Source organism: Nonomuraea typhae, assembly GCF_009760925.1.
Taxonomy (GTDB): domain Bacteria; phylum Actinomycetota; class Actinomycetes; order Streptosporangiales; family Streptosporangiaceae; genus Nonomuraea; species Nonomuraea typhae.
Window position 1 is genome coordinate 508,108 of the sequence record NZ_VRLV01000003.1, and the last position, 16,348, is coordinate 524,455.

At 72.4% G+C, this 16,348-nt stretch carries 17 protein-coding genes; 7 read left to right on the top strand and 10 right to left on the bottom strand.

Translation table 11 applies throughout. From position 1 onward, the window contains the following. Positions 1–100 precede the first annotated feature (100 nt). On the top strand, positions 101–454 hold the full coding sequence (locus FVE25_RS14490) for a hypothetical protein (protein WP_157247219.1): 354 nt from the start codon (positions 101–103) through the stop codon (positions 452–454). A 61-nt stretch (positions 455–515) separates the two neighbouring features. Further along, positions 516–746, top strand: coding sequence for a hypothetical protein (locus FVE25_RS14495; protein ID WP_157247221.1), 231 nt, complete (start codon positions 516–518; stop codon positions 744–746). A 38-nt stretch (positions 747–784) separates the two neighbouring features. Here the strand turns inward: FVE25_RS14495 and FVE25_RS14500 are convergent, their stop codons facing one another. The 5 genes from FVE25_RS14500 to FVE25_RS14520 form a co-directional block, all read right to left on the bottom strand. Further along, the gene (locus tag FVE25_RS14500; protein ID WP_157247223.1) at positions 785–1,246 is read right to left on the bottom strand and encodes an Lrp/AsnC family transcriptional regulator; all 462 of its coding nucleotides are present in this window, start codon (positions 1,244–1,246) and stop codon (positions 785–787) included. Positions 1,247–1,269: 23 nt separating this feature from the next. Then, positions 1,270–1,863, bottom strand: coding sequence for a GTP-binding protein (locus tag FVE25_RS14505; RefSeq protein WP_157247225.1), 594 nt, complete (start codon positions 1,861–1,863; stop codon positions 1,270–1,272). A 217-nt stretch (positions 1,864–2,080) separates the two neighbouring features. After that, on the bottom strand, positions 2,081–2,938 hold the full coding sequence (locus FVE25_RS14510) for a terpene synthase family protein (protein WP_157247227.1): 858 nt from the start codon (positions 2,936–2,938) through the stop codon (positions 2,081–2,083). A gap of 114 nt (positions 2,939–3,052) precedes the next feature. Continuing rightward, positions 3,053–3,943: a 5'-3' exonuclease gene (locus tag FVE25_RS14515; RefSeq protein WP_157247696.1), complete on the bottom strand. Its 891-nt coding sequence runs from the start codon at positions 3,941–3,943 to the stop codon at positions 3,053–3,055. Positions 3,944–4,090: 147 nt separating this feature from the next. Next, positions 4,091–5,350 carry a PP2C family protein-serine/threonine phosphatase gene (locus FVE25_RS14520; protein ID WP_157247229.1) on the bottom strand — a complete coding sequence of 420 codons (1,260 nt, stop codon included), beginning with the start codon at positions 5,348–5,350 and terminating at the stop codon, positions 4,091–4,093. A gap of 139 nt (positions 5,351–5,489) precedes the next feature. Between FVE25_RS14520 and FVE25_RS14525 the strand changes: the two genes are divergently transcribed. Both FVE25_RS14525 and FVE25_RS14530 read left to right on the top strand, forming a co-directional pair. Next, entirely contained in the window at positions 5,490–6,599 is a 1,110-nt protein-coding gene (locus FVE25_RS14525; RefSeq protein ID WP_246267013.1) for a M24 family metallopeptidase, read from the top strand. A gap of 174 nt (positions 6,600–6,773) precedes the next feature. Next, positions 6,774–7,976, top strand: coding sequence for a DPP IV N-terminal domain-containing protein (locus FVE25_RS14530; protein WP_246267072.1), 1,203 nt, complete (start codon positions 6,774–6,776; stop codon positions 7,974–7,976). A 7-nt stretch (positions 7,977–7,983) separates the two neighbouring features. Here the strand turns inward: FVE25_RS14530 and hpaE are convergent, their stop codons facing one another. Genes hpaE through FVE25_RS14545 form a run of 3 tightly spaced genes read right to left on the bottom strand, consistent with a single transcriptional unit; the run spans position 7,984 to position 11,785 of the window. Continuing rightward, entirely contained in the window at positions 7,984–9,450 is a 1,467-nt protein-coding gene (gene hpaE, locus FVE25_RS14535; RefSeq protein WP_157247232.1) for a 5-carboxymethyl-2-hydroxymuconate semialdehyde dehydrogenase, read from the bottom strand. Then, a complete protein-coding gene (gene dapA / locus FVE25_RS14540) occupies positions 9,447–10,361 on the bottom strand; it encodes a 4-hydroxy-tetrahydrodipicolinate synthase (RefSeq protein WP_157247234.1) in 915 nt (304 codons plus the stop codon). The genes hpaE and dapA overlap by 4 nt, the downstream gene beginning before the upstream one ends. Continuing rightward, positions 10,358–11,785: a fumarylacetoacetate hydrolase family protein gene (locus FVE25_RS14545; RefSeq protein ID WP_157247236.1), complete on the bottom strand. Its 1,428-nt coding sequence runs from the start codon at positions 11,783–11,785 to the stop codon at positions 10,358–10,360. The genes dapA and FVE25_RS14545 overlap by 4 nt, the downstream gene beginning before the upstream one ends. A 131-nt stretch (positions 11,786–11,916) precedes the next feature. Between FVE25_RS14545 and hpaD the strand changes: the two genes are divergently transcribed. From hpaD to FVE25_RS14560, 3 genes are read left to right on the top strand one after another with little or no spacing between them, the layout of a single operon-like run. Further along, entirely contained in the window at positions 11,917–12,774 is an 858-nt protein-coding gene (gene hpaD / locus FVE25_RS14550) for a 3,4-dihydroxyphenylacetate 2,3-dioxygenase (protein WP_157247238.1), read from the top strand. Positions 12,775–12,828: 54 nt separating this feature from the next. Further along, the gene (locus FVE25_RS14555; RefSeq protein WP_157247240.1) at positions 12,829–13,572 is read left to right on the top strand and encodes an alpha/beta fold hydrolase; all 744 of its coding nucleotides are present in this window, start codon (positions 12,829–12,831) and stop codon (positions 13,570–13,572) included. A 32-nt stretch (positions 13,573–13,604) separates the two neighbouring features. Then, positions 13,605–14,282 carry a GntR family transcriptional regulator gene (locus tag FVE25_RS14560; protein ID WP_157247242.1) on the top strand — a complete coding sequence of 226 codons (678 nt, stop codon included), beginning with the start codon at positions 13,605–13,607 and terminating at the stop codon, positions 14,280–14,282. A 99-nt stretch (positions 14,283–14,381) separates the two neighbouring features. Here the strand turns inward: FVE25_RS14560 and FVE25_RS14565 are convergent, their stop codons facing one another. After that, positions 14,382–15,248, bottom strand: a complete 867-nt coding sequence (locus tag FVE25_RS14565; RefSeq protein WP_246267014.1) for an SDR family NAD(P)-dependent oxidoreductase — start codon at positions 15,246–15,248, stop codon at positions 14,382–14,384. Between the two features lie 103 nt (positions 15,249–15,351). Then, on the bottom strand, positions 15,352–16,344 hold the full coding sequence (locus FVE25_RS14570) for a methyltransferase family protein (protein WP_157247244.1): 993 nt from the start codon (positions 16,342–16,344) through the stop codon (positions 15,352–15,354). Positions 16,345–16,348 lie beyond the last annotated feature (4 nt).

Consider the following 16,348-nt stretch of genomic DNA (forward strand, 5'->3'; position numbering starts at 1 on the left):
TGCCGTGACGGTGCGTCACGGCACGTTTATCCCTTCTGACCTGCGGATACGAATCATCACGCAAGAGTCATGGCTTGATTCGGTGACTTACGGTGATGATGTGACCACGTATCGCTCGCTCGGCCGCCCCGCGCGGTGGCTGATCGCGTTCGCCGCGCTCTGGTTGTGCGCGGCGATGTGGTCACCCGGCTGCCCGGCGGTGCCGGCCGAGCCCGTCCCGGCGGCCTCCGCCGTACACCTCGGCGAGGAGTCCGGCACCGACGAGGCGGGCTCGCGGGTCCCGCAGCGTCAGCCCGCGAAACGGGCGCGCGCCGTCGCGGGCCCGCCGCCCGCGGTGCCGGGCGGCGGGTCTCCCGCACCCGCTTCCGTGGTACGGCGGGCGGGCGAGCCGGGACGCGCGGGCCCGGCCGGGCACGCCGAGCTCCGGACCCGGTTGAGCGTCTGGCGGATATAGGCCGGCGGCACCTCCCCAGCCCGCCAGCCAACCGCACCGAGCTCTCGGAGGGTGCTTCGCCATGCGCGAAACCGACGTGTTCTCAGAAACCTGGACCTTCTTCTGCCAGCACTGCTCGCACATCTGGCAGGACGAGTACGAAGCCCGTCACCTCGACGACGGGCACGGCGGCGACGCCGTCTCCTGGCGCCACCGCGGGCTGCGCAGCATGCCGCCCTGGGCGCACGCGACGTGCGCCAGCTGCGACGGTGTCATGGTCAAGGTGCTGCCCACGCTCCCGCTGCAGCGCTGACCGGCCGCGGCCGCCCCGGAGCGTGCGGGGCGGCCGCGCTACTCGGGGACGGCGCCGTCGCCCAGGGGCGGGGGACGGTGCTCGTAGGGGGTGCTCAGGACCACCGTCGTCCGGGTGGAGACGTTGGCCGACTCGCGGATCTGCTGCAGCAGGTCCTCCAGCGCCACCGGCGAGGCCACGCGGACCTTGAGGATGTAGCTCTCGTCCCCGGCGACGCTGTGGCAGGCCTCGATCTGGTGGAGGTGGGCCAGGCGGTCGGGGGCGTCGTCGGGGGCCGCGGGGTCGATGGGTTTGATCGAGACGAACGCGGTCAGCGGCAGGCCGATCGCGTCATGGTCGATCATCGCGGCGTACCCGCGCACGATCCCGCGCTTTTCCAGGCGGCGCACCCGCTGGTGCACGGCCGAAACGGACAGTCCCGTCTCCCTGGCCAGATCGGTGAAGCTCATGCGGCCGTCCTGGGCCAGCAGCGTGACGATCCGGCGATCGATCTCCTCCATCGGTCAAAGGTAGCGGCTTCGCGTCACGGCGCGGTCCCGACCGGGGTGGCGCCCATGCGCAGCGCATGCTCGACCAGAGTGATGAGGACCTCTTTGCCGGAGTCGCGGCGCCTGGCGTCGCACAGCACGATAGGGATCTCCGGCTCCAGCTCGAGCGCCTGGCGCACCTGGCCGACCGTGAAGGGGCGGGCGCCGTCGAAGCAGTTGAGGGCCACGACGAACGGGGTGCGGTGGCGCTCGAAGTAGTCGATGGCCGGGAAGCAGTCGGCCAGCCGCCGGGTGTCGGCCAGGACGACCGCGCCCAGCGCGCCGAGGGCGAGTTCGTCCCAGACGAAGTAGAAGCGCTCCTGGCCCGGCGTGCCGAACAGGTACAGCATGTAGTCGCCGCGGATCGTGATGCGGCCGAAGTCCATGGCCACGGTCGTGGTCGGCTTGGCCTCCACGCCCGCCATGTCGTCCACGCCCGCGCTGACGTGCGTGATCATCTCCTCGGTGCGCAGCGGGCGCGTTTCGGAGACGGCGCCGACCATCGTGGTCTTGCCCGCGCCAAACCCGCCGGCGATCAGAATCTTGATCGCGGTCGGCAGTCGCCATCGATCAGAGCGACCGAAGTCCATCGAGCACCGCCCTGTGAAGTGCCCTGGTCAGAGTGACCTGTCAAGGCGCAGAGAAAAGGTCTGATCCACTTACCTGGCAACGAGACACCCTAGCAACGCCACAATTTCCACTCAAGGCACAATCCATCACAGGAAGTCATATGTCCCGCTTTGTCGCCTAGAGAACGGTAATACACCACAGCGCGGCCCGCTCGTAAACCCCTGAGTCAGTGAGCTGTCAGGCCAGAAGGCCCGAAATGCCATGAAACCCGGTACTAAACCCGATCTGGCGCCGCAGGTAGGCGGCCGTCAGCGGGCTCACCTCGCGCAACGGGCCGATCAGCCCCGCGGCCTGCCCGGCCAGAACGGTCATCCGATCCGTCACGTCCCCGTGACTCACGTCCAGCATGAGCACGTTGAGGGCGCCCCAGCTGACATCCCGCCGGTAGGAGGCCAGATCGCCCAGCAGGTGAAGGTAGCGCTGGACCTGCCGGCTCACCGGCCCCAGCACGCCGAGATGCCCACGGGCCCACGGGTCGGCGTATATCCAGTGTGACAGATCCACGAAACTCGAGCCGTGGCTATCGGCGTTCTCGACATATCGCTCCAGGGACGGCACCGCCCCCGCCTCCCGCCACGCCCACACCCGCCCCATCGCGGCCAGCATGCGCTCGAGCTGCTCCCGCCACGCCCCGCGCAGCTCCTCGAACTCCTTGACCGTCGCCAGCTCGTCACACAGATCGGCCAGGAAGCGCGTGGCCGGCCCCCGGGGACCCGCCCCGTCGGCCACGGCCAGGCAGTCGCCGGCCAGCTCCTCCACCTCCTCGCGCGTGGTGGCCGCGTGATCCACCTGCCAGCCCACCGCCCGGACCCACAACGCCGCCCGGTTGGCCACGCGCAGCCGCTCGGCCGCCGACCACGGCGAGCTGAAGGCGCTGGTCAGGCAGAGCGCGTGGTAGAGGTCGGGGTCGAAGGCCGCCCTGGGGAACAGGCCGCCGTACAGCTCGGCGCATCGGCGCAGGTCTCTGGCGCATTCGGCGGCGAGCGCACAGACGCGGCCCAGCTCGGAGGCCTCACCCAGCTCGTCGCCCGCCACCCTAGGTTCGCTCGCTCAGCGTTCGCGCCACGGCACCGCTCCCCCACTCTGCGTAATCCGGTGCGCGAATTGTCACATGATCGCGTCCTACCGATCAAGGTATGCCCGTGTTGCTCACTTCAGGGCGTCGAGCAGGCGGTTGAGCGGGCTGTCGAGGTCGTACCGGTCGGCCAGCCGGACCAGCGCCTCCGGGTCGTGCGGCTTGCCCGGCAGGGCGAGGCTCACGCCGGGCAGCGGGGCGTCGCCGGCCACCTCCACCACGGCGGGGGCCACGCGCAGGTAGTCGCGGGCGGCGCCCAGCTTCGTGCGGGCGCCGGCCGGGAAGCCCTCGGTGGCCCCGGAGTCCAGGGCCTCGAGGAGCGCGCTCAGCGAGCCGAACCGGGTGATCAGCGCGGCCGCGGTCTTCTCCCCCACGCCCGGCACGCCGGGGAGCCCGTCGGACGGGTCACCGCGCAGCGTGGCGAAGTCGGCATACCCTCGGCCGGGAATGCCGTACTTGTCCGTCACGAACGCCTCGTCCACGATCTGCAGGTTGCGGATCCCCCGCGCGGTGTAGAGGACGCGGACCGGCCGGGCGTCGTCCACGAGCTGGAACAGGTCCCGGTCGCCCGTGACCACGTCCACCGCCCCCGCCGCCCGGCGGGTGAGGGTGCCGATGACGTCGTCAGCCTCATAGCCCGGCGACTCCAGCCGCGCGATCCCCACGGCGTCCAGCACCTGCTCGATCACCGGGATCTGCGGCACCAGCGTGTCGGGCACCTCCTCGGCGTCGCCGTGGGCCACCCGGTGCGCCTTGTAGGTCGGGATCGCGGCCACCCGGAACGCCGGCCGCCAGTCGGCGTCCATCGTCGCCGCCAGCTCCGCCGGCCGGTATGTGCGCACCAGCGTGGCGATCATGTCGATCAGCCCGCGGACGGCGTTGACCGGCATGCCGTCGGGGGCGGTCATCGACTCCGGGATGCCGTAGAAGGCACGGAAGTAGAGCGAGGGTGTGTCGAGAAGCATCAGCACCCGCCCATGGTGGCATCCCGCCCCGACATTCCGCCTCCCGCCGCACCAGCTCATGGGGTACGGCAGGCCGCCCCGGCCCACGGAACCCGGGATCGGGCCGGCTCGGCTGCGCCGTACGGGAGCGGCCCGCGGCGACGAGCGTCAGCAGCCGACCCCGACGGCCAGGAGGCAGGCGTCGTCCTCCGGGTTCGGGCCGCCGATGTCGGCGAGGAGGCGGTCCAGGCCCGCGTCCAGGTCGCAGGTGAGCAGCTGGGCGGCGGCCGAGACCGCCAGGTCCAGGCCGACGTCGATGTCGCGGGTGCGGCGTTCGACCAGGCCGTCGGTGAACAGCAGCAGCAGGTCCCCGTCCTGGAGTTCCACGCTGGCCAGCCGGTAGGGCTGGTCGCAGGTGGCGCCGAGCAGGACGCCCTTGGGCTGGACCAGGGCCTCGGCCTTGCCCTCGCGCACCAGGATGGGCGGCAGGTGGCCGGCCTGGCTCCAGGTGAAGACGCGGGTCTCGGTGTCGAGGTGGCCGATGATGGCGGTGGCGGTGGTCTCGTCGAGGCGGTGCAGGACGAGTTCGTTGAGCCAGGCGAGCAGGCGGTCGGCGGGCTCGCCGGTCATGGTCAGGCCGACGAGGGCGTGCCGGAGCTGGGCCATGTGGGCGATGGCGGGCAGGCCGTGGCCGGAGACGTCGCCGATGGCCAGCAGGACGCGGTCGTCGGGCAGGGCGGCGGCCTCGAACCAGTCGCCGCCGAGGTTGGCGGTCTTCTCGGCGGGGACGTAGCGGACGGCGATCCGGGTGCCGGGCAGGTCGAGGCGGCCGCCGGGCGCGGGGAGGATGGCCTCGCGCAGGGCGAGCATGACGTGGCGCTCCTCGGCGGCGCGCTCCCTGGCCTCGAGGAGCTGGCGGCGCGACTCGGACATGATGCGCTCGGCCCTGCGGCGGCCGGTGATGTCCTGGACGACGCCGTGGACGCCGATCGGGCCGCCCGGCGCGAGCAGGGGTTCCAGCACGACCCGCAGGTTGCGCACCTCGCCGCCCCGGCGGATACGGAACTCCGCCTGGACCGGTTCGACTCCCTGCACGACGCTCCACAGGAGCTGGTCGAGCGCGCCGAGGTCGCCGGGTTCGACGTATCCGGCCAGCTCGGGCAGGCCGAGGGGACCGTCGGCGCGGTCGCGGCCGAAGATCACGTAGACGTGGTCGGACCACACGGCGTCGCCCGTGCGGAGATTCCACTCGGCCCAGCCCATGTTGCCCAGGCGCTCGGCGTGGGACAGGCGGATGGCCAGCATGGCCGAGTCGTGCTCGTCGGCCTGCTGCTGGGTGAGGTGTCCGATGAGCTCGGCCGCGCTCATCGGACGCTGGTGGTCCGGTGAAGGGAGGGGTGGCTGATGGCCGCCCGCGACGTCGACCATGTTCACTCTCATATGGCGTGGAACGGGACAAGAGGTCCCACCGTATGTGATCGTCCTTGAACGGAGTGTAGCGGCGGCTTGGCGTGTTGTGAGACCTTTTCGCGGATTTTAGCGGAGCGATGACGAGTAGATTGGGCCTGTGACGTCCCAAGACTTGTATCCCGTGTCGCGCCTGGCCGCCGTCCAGGAGGCCACCGCCGCATCCGGCCTCGACGCCCTGCTGCTCACCCCGGGCCCGGATCTGCGTTATGTCAGCGGCTACCAGGCCCTGCCGCTGGAGCGGCTCACATGTCTCGTGGTGCCCGCGGCCGGCGAGCCGTACATGATGGTGCCCAGATTGGAGCTGCCGGCCGCGCAGGCCTCGCCCGCGTCCCGGCTCGGGCTGGAGTTCGTGGCCTGGGACGAGACCGACGACCCGTATGAGATCGCGGCCAAGCGGCTCGGCCCCGCGGCGAAGGTCGGGCTGGCCGACCGGATGTGGGCGATGGCCTCGCTGCGCTTCCGTTCCGCGATGCCGGGGACCGAGCAGGTGCTGGCCGGGTCGGTGCTGCGCGAGCTGCGCATGCGCAAGTCGCCGGCCGAGGTCGAGGCGCTGCGCCAGGCGGGCGAGGCGATCGACGCGGTGCACCGGCAGGTGCCGGGGTTCCTGCGGCCGGGCCGTACGGAGAGGGAGGTGGGCCGGGACATCGCCGAGGCGATCCTGGCGGCCGGGCACGAGACGGTCGACTTCGTGATCGTGGCCTCCGGGCCCAACGGCGCCAGCCCGCACCACGAGCTGTCGGACCGGGTCATCCAGGCCGGGGAGCCGGTCGTGGTGGACATCGGCGGCCAGCTGCACAACGGCTACTGCTCCGACTCCACCCGCAACTACTGCATCGGCGAGCCGCCGGCCGAGTACGCGGCCTTCTTCGAGGTCCTGCGGCGGGCGCAGGACGCGGCCTGCGCGGCGGTGCGCCCGGGCGTGTCGTGCGAGTCGATCGACGCCGCGGCCCGCGAGGTGATCGCCGAGGCGGGGTACGGCGAGCTGTTCATCCACCGCACCGGGCACGGCATCGGCATCGAGACCCACGAGGAGCCCTACATCGTCGCCGGCAACGACGAGCCGATGGAGCCGGGCTTCGCGTTCTCCGTCGAGCCGGGCATTTACCGCGCCGGAGCCCATGGAGCGCGCATCGAGGACATTCTGGTCTGCACCGAATCGGGCGGACTGCGCCTCAACAACACCCCGCGGGACCTGGTCGTCGTGTAACGGCGGCCGATGGCCGGAGCTGGCCATGTGACAGGGGTTGCCGATGTTCCGGGCCGGGCACTGGCTTGCATGGGGTGGGTCCTTCTCTACCGGAGGTATCACATGCTCAGTGCCCGGCGGCCGTTACCCGTTCTCACGGGAGTGCTCGCGCTGGTGTTATCGGGCTTGACCGTAGTGGCGAGCCCCGCGCACGCCGCCTTCCCTGGCAGCAACGGCCCGATCTACTTCGTCGACCAGACCACCGATCCGGACAGGGAGATCTACCGGATCAACCCGGACGGCACCGGCGTCACCAAGCTCACCGACAACGAGGTGCCCGACTCCAACGCCGCCGCCAACGCCGACAACACCAAGGTCGCCTTCACCCGCATGGACGGCGGCCTGCACTACCTGTGGACCATGAACCCGGACGGCTCCGGCCAGGCCCAGGTCCCCGGCGGCACCGCCGTCATCGACGCCCCGGTCGACTGGTCGCCGGACGGCACGAAGATCGTCTACCGCTCGGCCGCCGACAGCACGCTCACCGTGATCCGCCCCGACGGCACCGGCCTCACCTCTCTGGGCGTGTACGGCGACGCCCCCGCGTGGTCGCCGGACGGCACCAAGATCGCCTTCCGGAACCCCACGCGGAACATCTCGGTCATGAACGCCGATGGCACCGGCGAGACCCAGCTGACGAGCTATTGCTGCAACGAGGCGGCCGGGCTGCCCGACTGGTCCCCCGACGGCACGAAGATCGTCTACGGGTGGAACCGGTTCTCCCCCGACCGCGGCCAGGTGTACGTGATGAACGCCGACGGCAGCGGCCAGGCGAACCTGTCGGCCGACACCACGACCAGCGGCGCGCCCCGATGGTCGCCGGACGGCGCCAAGATCGCCTTCACCCGGGACAACGACCTGTACACGATGAACGCCGACGGCTCCGGCAAGACCGTGCTGGCCACGATCCCGGGGTTCCAGTTCACCATCGACTGGGCGCCGGCCGGCGACGCCGACGTGGACGTGGACCTGGTCGCGCGGCCGAGGCTCGGACTGCTGGTGCCGTACCTGAGCTACACGATGACCGCGCGCAACCTCGGCCCCGGCCCGCTCACCTCGGCCACGCTGACCGCCACCCTGCCGCCGGGCAGGACCGCGACCGGCCTGTCGCCCGGCTGCACGTCCGTCCCCGGCAGCGTCACCTGCGCCTACGGGGCCATCGCGGCCGGCGGAAGCGCCGCCTCCGGCTTCCGGCTCCCGCTGGGCCTGCTCAGCCTGGGCAACGTGACGGTCACCGCCGGCCGTACCGCCTCGGCGCCCGCGGACCCGAACCCGGCCAACGACAGCGCCTCGGCCAGTTGCACGGTCGTCACGGTCATCCTGGCCACCTGCTCCTGACCCGGGCTCACGCCGTACCGAAGCGGGGGACCGGCAGGTCCTCCGTGGCCAGGTGCACGATGTGCGCGGCGGTGTAGACGTCGATGCTGTGCCGCCCGCCTTCGCGCCCCAGGCCGCTGGCCTTTACCCCGCCGAACGGCGTGCGCAGGTCGCGGACGTTCTGGGAGTTGACCCAGACCATGCCGCTCTCGACGGCCTGCGCCATCCGGTGGGCGCGGCGCAGGTCGCTGGTCCAGACGTAGGCGGCCAGGCCGTATCGGGTGGCGTTGGCCAGTTCGACCGCCTCGGACTCGCTGCCGAAGGGGGTGACGCACACGACGGGGCCGAAGATCTCCTCCTGGAAGACGCGCATGTCGGGGGTGACGTCGGCGAAGACCGTCGCGCTCAGGTAGTTGCCCTCGGGCAGGTGGGCCGGGCGGGTGCCGCCCGCGGCCAGGCGGGCGCCCTGCTCGACGCCGATCCGCACGTACTCGCTGACCTGGGCATAGTGGTCGGGGTGGATGAGGGCGCCCAGTTCGGTGGCGGGGTCGTCGGGCACGCCCACGCGCACCTGGGCGGCCCGCTCGGCCAGGCGGGCGGTGAACTCGGCGTAGATCGGCGCGTGCACGAGCACGCGGGAGCTGGCGGTGCACCGCTCGCCGTTGAGCGAGAACACGCCGAACACGGCCGCGTCCAGGGCACGTTCCAGGTCGGCGTCGTCGAACACGATGAGCGGCGACTTGCCGCCCAGCTCCATCGACAGGGTCTTGAGGTGGCAGGCGGCGGCGCGCATGATGACGCGCCCGGTGGCGCTCTCCCCGGTGAAGGAGATCACCGGGACGTCGGGGTGCTCCACCAGCGCCGCCCCGGCCTCCTCCCCGATGCCGTGCACGAGGTTGAACACGCCGGGCGGCAGGCCCGCCTCCTCCATGATCTCCGGCAGCAGCCCGGCCGACAGCGGCGACCACTCGGCGGGTTTCAGCACGACCGGGCAGCCGGCGGCCAGCGCGGGCGCCAGCTTCCAGGTCGCCAGCATGAACGGCGTGTTCCACGGGGTGATCAGCCCGGCGACGCCGACCGGTTTGCGCAGGACGTAGTTGAGCTGGGCCGAGCCGACCCGGTAGACGTCCTCGCCCAGCGTGGTGATGACGTCGGCGAAGAAGCGGAAGTTCTGCGCCGCGCGGCGCGCCTGGCCCCGCGCCTGGGTGATCGGCAGGCCCGTGTCGCGGCACTCCAGCGCGGCCAGCCGTTCGTCGCGCGTCTCGATGGCGGCGGCGATCGCGCGCAGCGTCGCGGCCCGCTCGCCGGCGGGCATATGGGGCCAGGGGCCGTCGCCGAACGCCTTCCTGGCGGCGGCCACGGCGGCGGCGACGTCCTCCGCGTGCCCGGCGGAGACCGTGAGGTAGGGACGGTTGGTGGCCGGTTCCAGCGAGGTGAAGGTGTCGCCGGAGATGCTGGGGACGTGCGCCCCGTCGATGTAGTGCTCCAGGATCATCGGACCAGATCCTCACAGTCGGCCAGCAGGGCCTCGATCCGGGTGATCCCGGCCGGGGTCGGGGAGATGAGCGGCGGGCGGACGTGCGCGGAGGCGATCCGGCCCCGGTGTTCCAGCACCCACTTGGCCGGAGCGGGGTTGGTCTCGACGAACAGCAGGTCCACGAGCGGGTGCAGGGCGTAGTGGAGCTCCAGGGCGCGCTCGTGGTCGCCTTCCGCGTAGGCGGTGTACATGCGGGCCACGGCTGCGGGGGCGAGGTTGGCGGCGGCGCTGACGAACCCGGCGCCGCCGATGGCCAGCAGCGGCAGGCACAGCAGCTCGATGCCCGACCACATGAGGAAGTCGCGCCCGCACTGGTGCAGGACCCGGGAGAAGTGCTCGAAGTCGCGGGTGGTCTCCTTGATGCCCACGATGTTGGCGTGCGCGCGGCGCAGCCGTCCCGCGGTCTCGGGCGCGAGGTCCACGGCGGTGCGCGAGGGCACGTTGTAGATGACGATCGGCAGGCCGGGGAACTCCCCGGCGATCGTGGCGTACCAGCGGAACAGCGCCTCCTGGCCGGGCCTGGCGTAGTAGGGCGTGATGACGAGGACGGCGTCGGCGCCGAGCCGCTCGGCCGCGGCGGTCAGCTGGAGGGTCTCCTCCAGCTTGGCCGAGCCGGTGCCGGGCAGGAACGGCGCCCGGTCCGCGATCTCCTGCGCGACCGCGGTCATCGCGGCGATGCGTTCCTCGACGGTCTGCGCGGACGGCTCGCCGGTGGAGCCGCCGAGGGAGATGCCGTGCGAGCCCTGGTCGAGCTGCCAGCGCACCAGCGCGCGCAGGGAGGCGAGGTCGAGCGCGCCCCAGGCGGTGAAGGGCGTCACCAGCGGCGCGATCGACCCCCGGATGGCCGCGGGATCCGAGCGGTACTTCATGCGTCTTCTCCAGATTTCCGCCAGGCGCGATAAGCCTGCCGCCAAGCAGGGTTCATCGGATAGAGGCCGTCGATCGAGGCGCCCTCCGCGACCCGCTGGAGGATGAAGCGCTCCTCGTCCTCCTGGCGGGCGGCGTCCGCGGCCACGTCGGCGGCCATGGCGTACGGCACGACGACCACGCCCTCCGCGTCGCCCACGAGCACGTCGCCCGGCATGACGAGCACGCCGCCGCAGGCCACGGGCACCTGCGACACCGCGGGCACGTGCCGGCGCCCGAGCACGGCCGCGTGCGGCACCGCGTAGTAGGCGGGCAGGTCCAGGCCGGCGAAGGACGGGCTGTCGCGCAGCCCCCCGTCGGTGACGACGCCGGCCGCGCCCCGGCGCAGCGCGCGCTGGGCCAGGATGTCGCCGAGCGTGCCCGCGCCGTGGTCGCCGCGCGCCTCGATCACCAGCACCTCTCCCGGGAGGATCTCCTCGATCGTGCGTTTCTGGGCGTTCATCCCGCCGCCCATCTCGGTGAAGATGTCCTCGCGCAGCGGCAGGTAGCGCAGCGTCCGAGCGAACCCGGCCATGCGCAGGTCGGGCCGCGTGGGCCGGACGCCTTCGATGAAGTGGTGGTCGATGCCGCGCCTGCGCAGCTGCGAGGAGAGCGTCGCGGTGGAGACCGAGCGCAGCGTGTGCATCGTCTCCGCGCTCAAGGAGTGGTACGGCGCGGCCGACCCGGCGGAGCCGAGGGCGGCGGCCCAGCTCTCCAGGGTGACCCGCGGCTGGACGCCCCAGGCGGCCGGGGCGTCGCGGGAGTCGCCCACGACCTGGTTGCGCAGCCGCCCGGCGCCTTCGAGCTCCACCTCGACGAGGTCGCCCGGCTCCACGACGGTCGAACCTGCCGGGGTGCCGGTGAGGATGAGGTCGCCGGGCTCCAGGGTCATGTAGCGCGACAGGTCGGCGATGAGCAGGTCGAAGCCGAACAGCAGCTCCCCCATGCCGGCCTCCTGGACGAGCCGGCCGTTGAGGTAGGTCCGCAGCCGCAGCGAACCGGGGTCGGCGCCGGTGAGGATGGCCGGGCCGACGGGCGTGTAGCCGTCCTGGCCCTTGGCGCGCAGGTTGGATCCGAGGTCGGCGTGCTTGAAGTCGTAGACGCCGAAGTCGTTGGCGGCGGTGTAGCCGGCGACGTGCTCCAGGGCCCGTTCCGGCGGCACCTGCCGGGCGCGGCTGCCGATGACCAGGGCGATCTCGCCTTCGAAGGCGAGCAGTTCGCAGCCGGCGGGCCGGACGACGGGCCGCTCCGACCAGGACAGCGAGGTGGGCGGCTTGAGGAAATAGGAGGGCGCGGCGGGCACGCGGCCCCGTTCCGCGGCGCGGCTTCGGTAGTTGAGGTGGACGGCGATGATCTTCCTCGGCGCGAGGCCGAGAGGATGGTCCATGGCAGCTCCAGATCATATACGACATCGTGGATGATAGCGGATCGGAAGGAGCGGGCACTATAGACAAAGATATTTGAGTTCGTACATGATTCTGCGATGCCGCTCTTCGGCGCCCGGATCGGAGGATGCACATGGGAGAGATCGTCCTGGCCGCCAAGATCACGCACGTGCCGTCCATCTGGCTGTCCATCCAGCCGGGCAAGTACCACGGCATCCGGCGCCCGGCGGAGATGGCGCTGGCCGAGATCGGCCGGCGGGCCCGCGAGCTCGGCGCCGACACCTTCCTGGTGGCCGACACCCACTGGATGAACACCATCGGCTTCCACCTCAACGGCAAGGACCGCCACCGCGCCTCCTACGCCAGCCACGAGCTGCCGCACTTCATCCACGACCTGGCCTACGACTACCCGGGCGACCCGCATCTGGCCGAGCTGGCCCGCGAGGAGATCGCGGCCGGCGGCCAGAAGGCGCTCGTGCACACCTACAAGGACCTCGGCCTGGAGTACGCCACGCTGGTGCCGATGTACTTCATGAACGGCGACTCGGCCATCAGAGTGCTGCCGATCGGGTGCAACGTCTACTCCTCCATCGACGAGAACCGCCGGATCGGCGAGGCGCTGCGGCGCGCGGCCGAGCGCAGCGAGCGCAAGGTGGCCTTCCTGGCCAGCGGCTCGCTCTCGCACGCCTTCCCGCCCAACGAAGTGGCCGAGAGCCTGCTCAACGAGGTCAGCAGCGCGTTCAACCGCAAGACCGACATGGCGGTGCTCGACCTGTGGACCGAGGGGCGGATCGCGGAGTTCCTGGAGATGCTGCCCGACTACAACGAGCGCTGCACGGGCGAGGGGGCCATGGCCGACACCGCCATGCTCTTCGGGATCCTCGGCTGGAAGGACTACTCGGGCCGGGGCGAGCAGCTGTGCCCGTACTTCGGCAGCAGCGGCACCGGGCAGATCGTGGTCGACTTCCCGGTGCCCTCGACGGTGGCGTGAGCAGGGCTCAGGTTAATCTAACATCTGAAATCGTATGCGAAAGGATGCCGGGAGATGGCCGATCGAGCGCGGCTGGCCGTACGCGTGCACGTCCCCGAGGAGCCGGCCGCGGCCGGGCCTCCGGTGCTGCTCCTGCACGGCTTCGCCGCCGACGGGCAGCGCGACTGGGTGCGGACCGGCATGGTGGCCGCGCTGACCGCGGCGGGCCGCAGGGCCGTGGTCGCCGACCTGCCGGGCCACGGGGACAGCCCGGCGCCCGTCACCAGCGCGCAGGCCGGCGCCGGCGCCATCGCCGCCGCCCTCGTCGGCGCGATGGACGCGGTCGATCGCGGCCCGTTCGACGTGGTCGGCTACTCGCTGGGCGCGAGGATCGCCTGGGAACTGCCCGCCGCGGCGCCCGGGCGGGTGCGCCGCGCCGTCCTCGGGGGGCTGAGCCCCGTGGATCCGTTCGCCGCACTGGACGTCGAGGCGGTACGGCAGGCCGCCGCCGGCGGCCCGATGCCCGCCGATCCGCTCTCGGCCATGATCGCTGGTATGGTTCTCGCCCACGGCGACCGGGCGGCCGGGCTGGTGACCTGCGTGGAAGGGCTCCGGGCCACGCCGTTCGAGCCGGGGCCGTGGAGGGGCCAGGAGCCTCCGGTGTTCGTCGCGGGGCGGGAGGACGTGGTGACGGCGGGAATCGAGCGTATCGTCGGGCTAGTGGCCGGGGCCAGCCTGGTCACCGTCCCTGGCGACCACCTGCAGGCGCTGGCCGGACCCGGCCTGCTGGAAGTCGTGGCGAAAACGCTCGTGCACTGATCGGCAAACGCATCGGGGAGAGAGGCAGAGCGGTGAATTCCGCGAAGGGGTCCACGCGGGCCAATGTGTCGAAGGCCGAGCTGAGCTACGAGCTGCTGCGCTCACGCATCCTCGACGGCACCTATGGCCCCGGCTACCGGCTGGTCATGGACCAGCTCGCCCGGGAGACCGGGGTCAGCACGATCCCGCTGCGGGAGGCGGTGCGCCGGCTGCAGTCCGACGGGCTGGTCGAGGTGGTGCGCAACATCGGCGCCCGGGTGGCGGTCTTCGACGCGGCCCAGGTCGAGCACGCGCTGCAGGTGCTGGCCCGGCTGGAGGGGTACGCGACGGCCATCTCGGCGCCGTCCATGACCGCCAAGCACATCGCGCAGGCGCGTGAGGTGAACCAGCGCATGATCGCCGCCCTGGAGGAGTTCGACCCCGTAGCCTTCACCGCGCTCAACCGGGAGTTCCACTTCGCCATCTACGCCCACTGCCCGGACGAGCACCTGCGGGCGCTGCTGGAGGCGGAGTGGGCGAGGCTGGATCACATGCGCCGCTCCACCTTCAGCCACGTGCCGGGGCGGGCCCGCCGGTCGGTCGAGGAGCACGCGAACATGCTCGAGCTGATCGAGGCGGGCGCGGAGGCCCAGGAGATCGAGCGGGTGGCGTGCGCGCACAAGATCGCGACCGCGGAGGCGCTGCACAAGGCCCAGGCCAGGAAGAGCTGACCCCGGCCCGGACTGGGCGGAGCCGGCCCGCCTGGGCCAGGACGGGCGAGCTGACGTGCTCAGACCAGGCGGTCCCGGCTCAGGCCAGGCGGTCCCGGCTCACGTCAGGAGCTGGCCGCCGTCCACCGGCACCACGACGCCGGTGATGTGCGCGGCGGCCGCGGAGGCGAGGAACAGCACCAGCGGCGTCACGTCGTCCGGCGCGGCGATCCTGCCGAGCGGGATGCGTGACTCCCAGGCGGCGCGCGCCCGCGGATCGGCCATGAGCCCGGCCGTCATCGGGGTCAGCACCGGGCCGGGCGCCACCGCGTTGGCGCGGATGCCGTGGGGGGCCAGCTCGAGGGCGGTCGATCTGGTGAGCGCCTCCACGGCGGCCTTGGTCGCCTCGTAGTGGCCCAGGCCGGCGGTGGGCTGCCGGGCGCCGGCCGAACTCACGTTGACCACGCAGCCGCCCCGCCCGGCCGCGATCAGCCGGCCCGCCACCGCCCTGGTGACCAGGAACGTGCCGCGGAGGTTGACCGCCACCACCCGGTCGAAGACCTCCACCGGCAGCTCCGCCAGCGGGCCGCCTCCGGCGACGACGCCGGCGTTGTTGACCAGGACCTCGACCTGGCCGTGCGCGGCCGTCACGCGGGCCAGCGCGCTCTCGACCGAGGCGGCGTCGGTGACGTCCATGGTCACCGCCGCGGCGCCGAACCCCGCGCCGGGCTTCCCGCCGCCCCCCGCGCCGGACTCCCCGCCGAACTCCCCGCCGAACTCCCCGCCGAACTCCGCGGCGATCTCCGCGGCGGCCTTCTCCGCGGCCGGCCCGTCCACGTCGGCGAGCACCGGCCGGTCCCCGGCCTCGGCGAACGCACGGGCCACCGCCCGCCCGATCCCGCTCGCCCCACCGGTGACCAGGACCAGCCGCCCCTGCCCGCTCATCCCGCCCGCCTCCACGTCACGTCCGCCCTCCGCCGTACCCACCCGTTCGTCACTACCGCGCTCCGCCGTACCCACTCGCTCGTCACTACCGCGCTCCGCCGTACCCGCTTGCTCGTCACAACCGCGCTGCGCCGTGCCCGTGCGCTCATCGGGCCCGTGCCACCAGCACGCGCGGGCAGCCGGGTAGGCAGAGTGTCTGGCGGGGCTCCCAGCCGGCGGCGTCCAGCCAGCCGCGGACCTCGTCCTCCGGGTGGACCCGGGTGCCGTCGATGACGAGGTACTCGGCCGCGTGCAGGGCGTCCACGAGCCGCTGGACGGGGTCGGCGTCGAGGAAGAAGTCCAGCACGAGCAGCGTGGCGCCCGGGGCCGCCACCGCGCGGGCGCGTTCGGCCAGGCGCAGGTTCTCCTCGGGGCCGAAGCGGTGCACCACGTGCTCCAGGAGGACGAGGTCGAAGCCGGTGGGCAGGTCGCCGGTGAGCGGGTCGGTCTCGATCAGCTCGGCGCGCTCGGCCACGCCGGCCTCCTCCAGCGCCTTCATGGCCAGCTCGGCCAGTTCGCCGTCGCCGCAGAAGGCGCCGCGCAGGGCGGGGGCGGAACGGAGCGCCTCGGCGAGGAAAGCGCCGGACAGGCCGCCGAGGTCGAGGGCGTGGCGGTGGGCGGTGAAGTCGTAGTGGGCGGCGAGCGTCCTGGCGTGCAGCGCGTTGTAGGTCATCACGCCGGTGAGGAAGATCTCCATCCGGTCGCCGCCCAGGTCGAGCGGGGCGGGCCGGGCGGTGCGGGCGCTGGCGCCGAAGCCGAGCCAGTGCGGGTAGCTGATGGTGTCGAGGAAGGTGAGGAACGGGCGCAGGTCGAGGTCCTCTCCTCCGCCCGTCAGGTGGCGGGCGGCGGCCGGGGTGTTGTCGTAGCGGCCGCCGGTTCTGGTCAGCAGGCCCAGGGCGGTCATGGCGTCGGCCAGGATGCGGGCGGTGCGCTCCGGCAGGCCGGTGCGGGCGGCCAGTTCGGCCGCGGACGCGGGGCCTTTGGCCAGCGCCGCGAACAGGCCGGTCTCGGTGGCGGCGAAGAGCTGCTTGGCGGCCATGTAGCCGGTCGCCACCTCCACGATGCGCGCCGCGCCGGAGGCGTCCCGGTGAACCGACATGAAG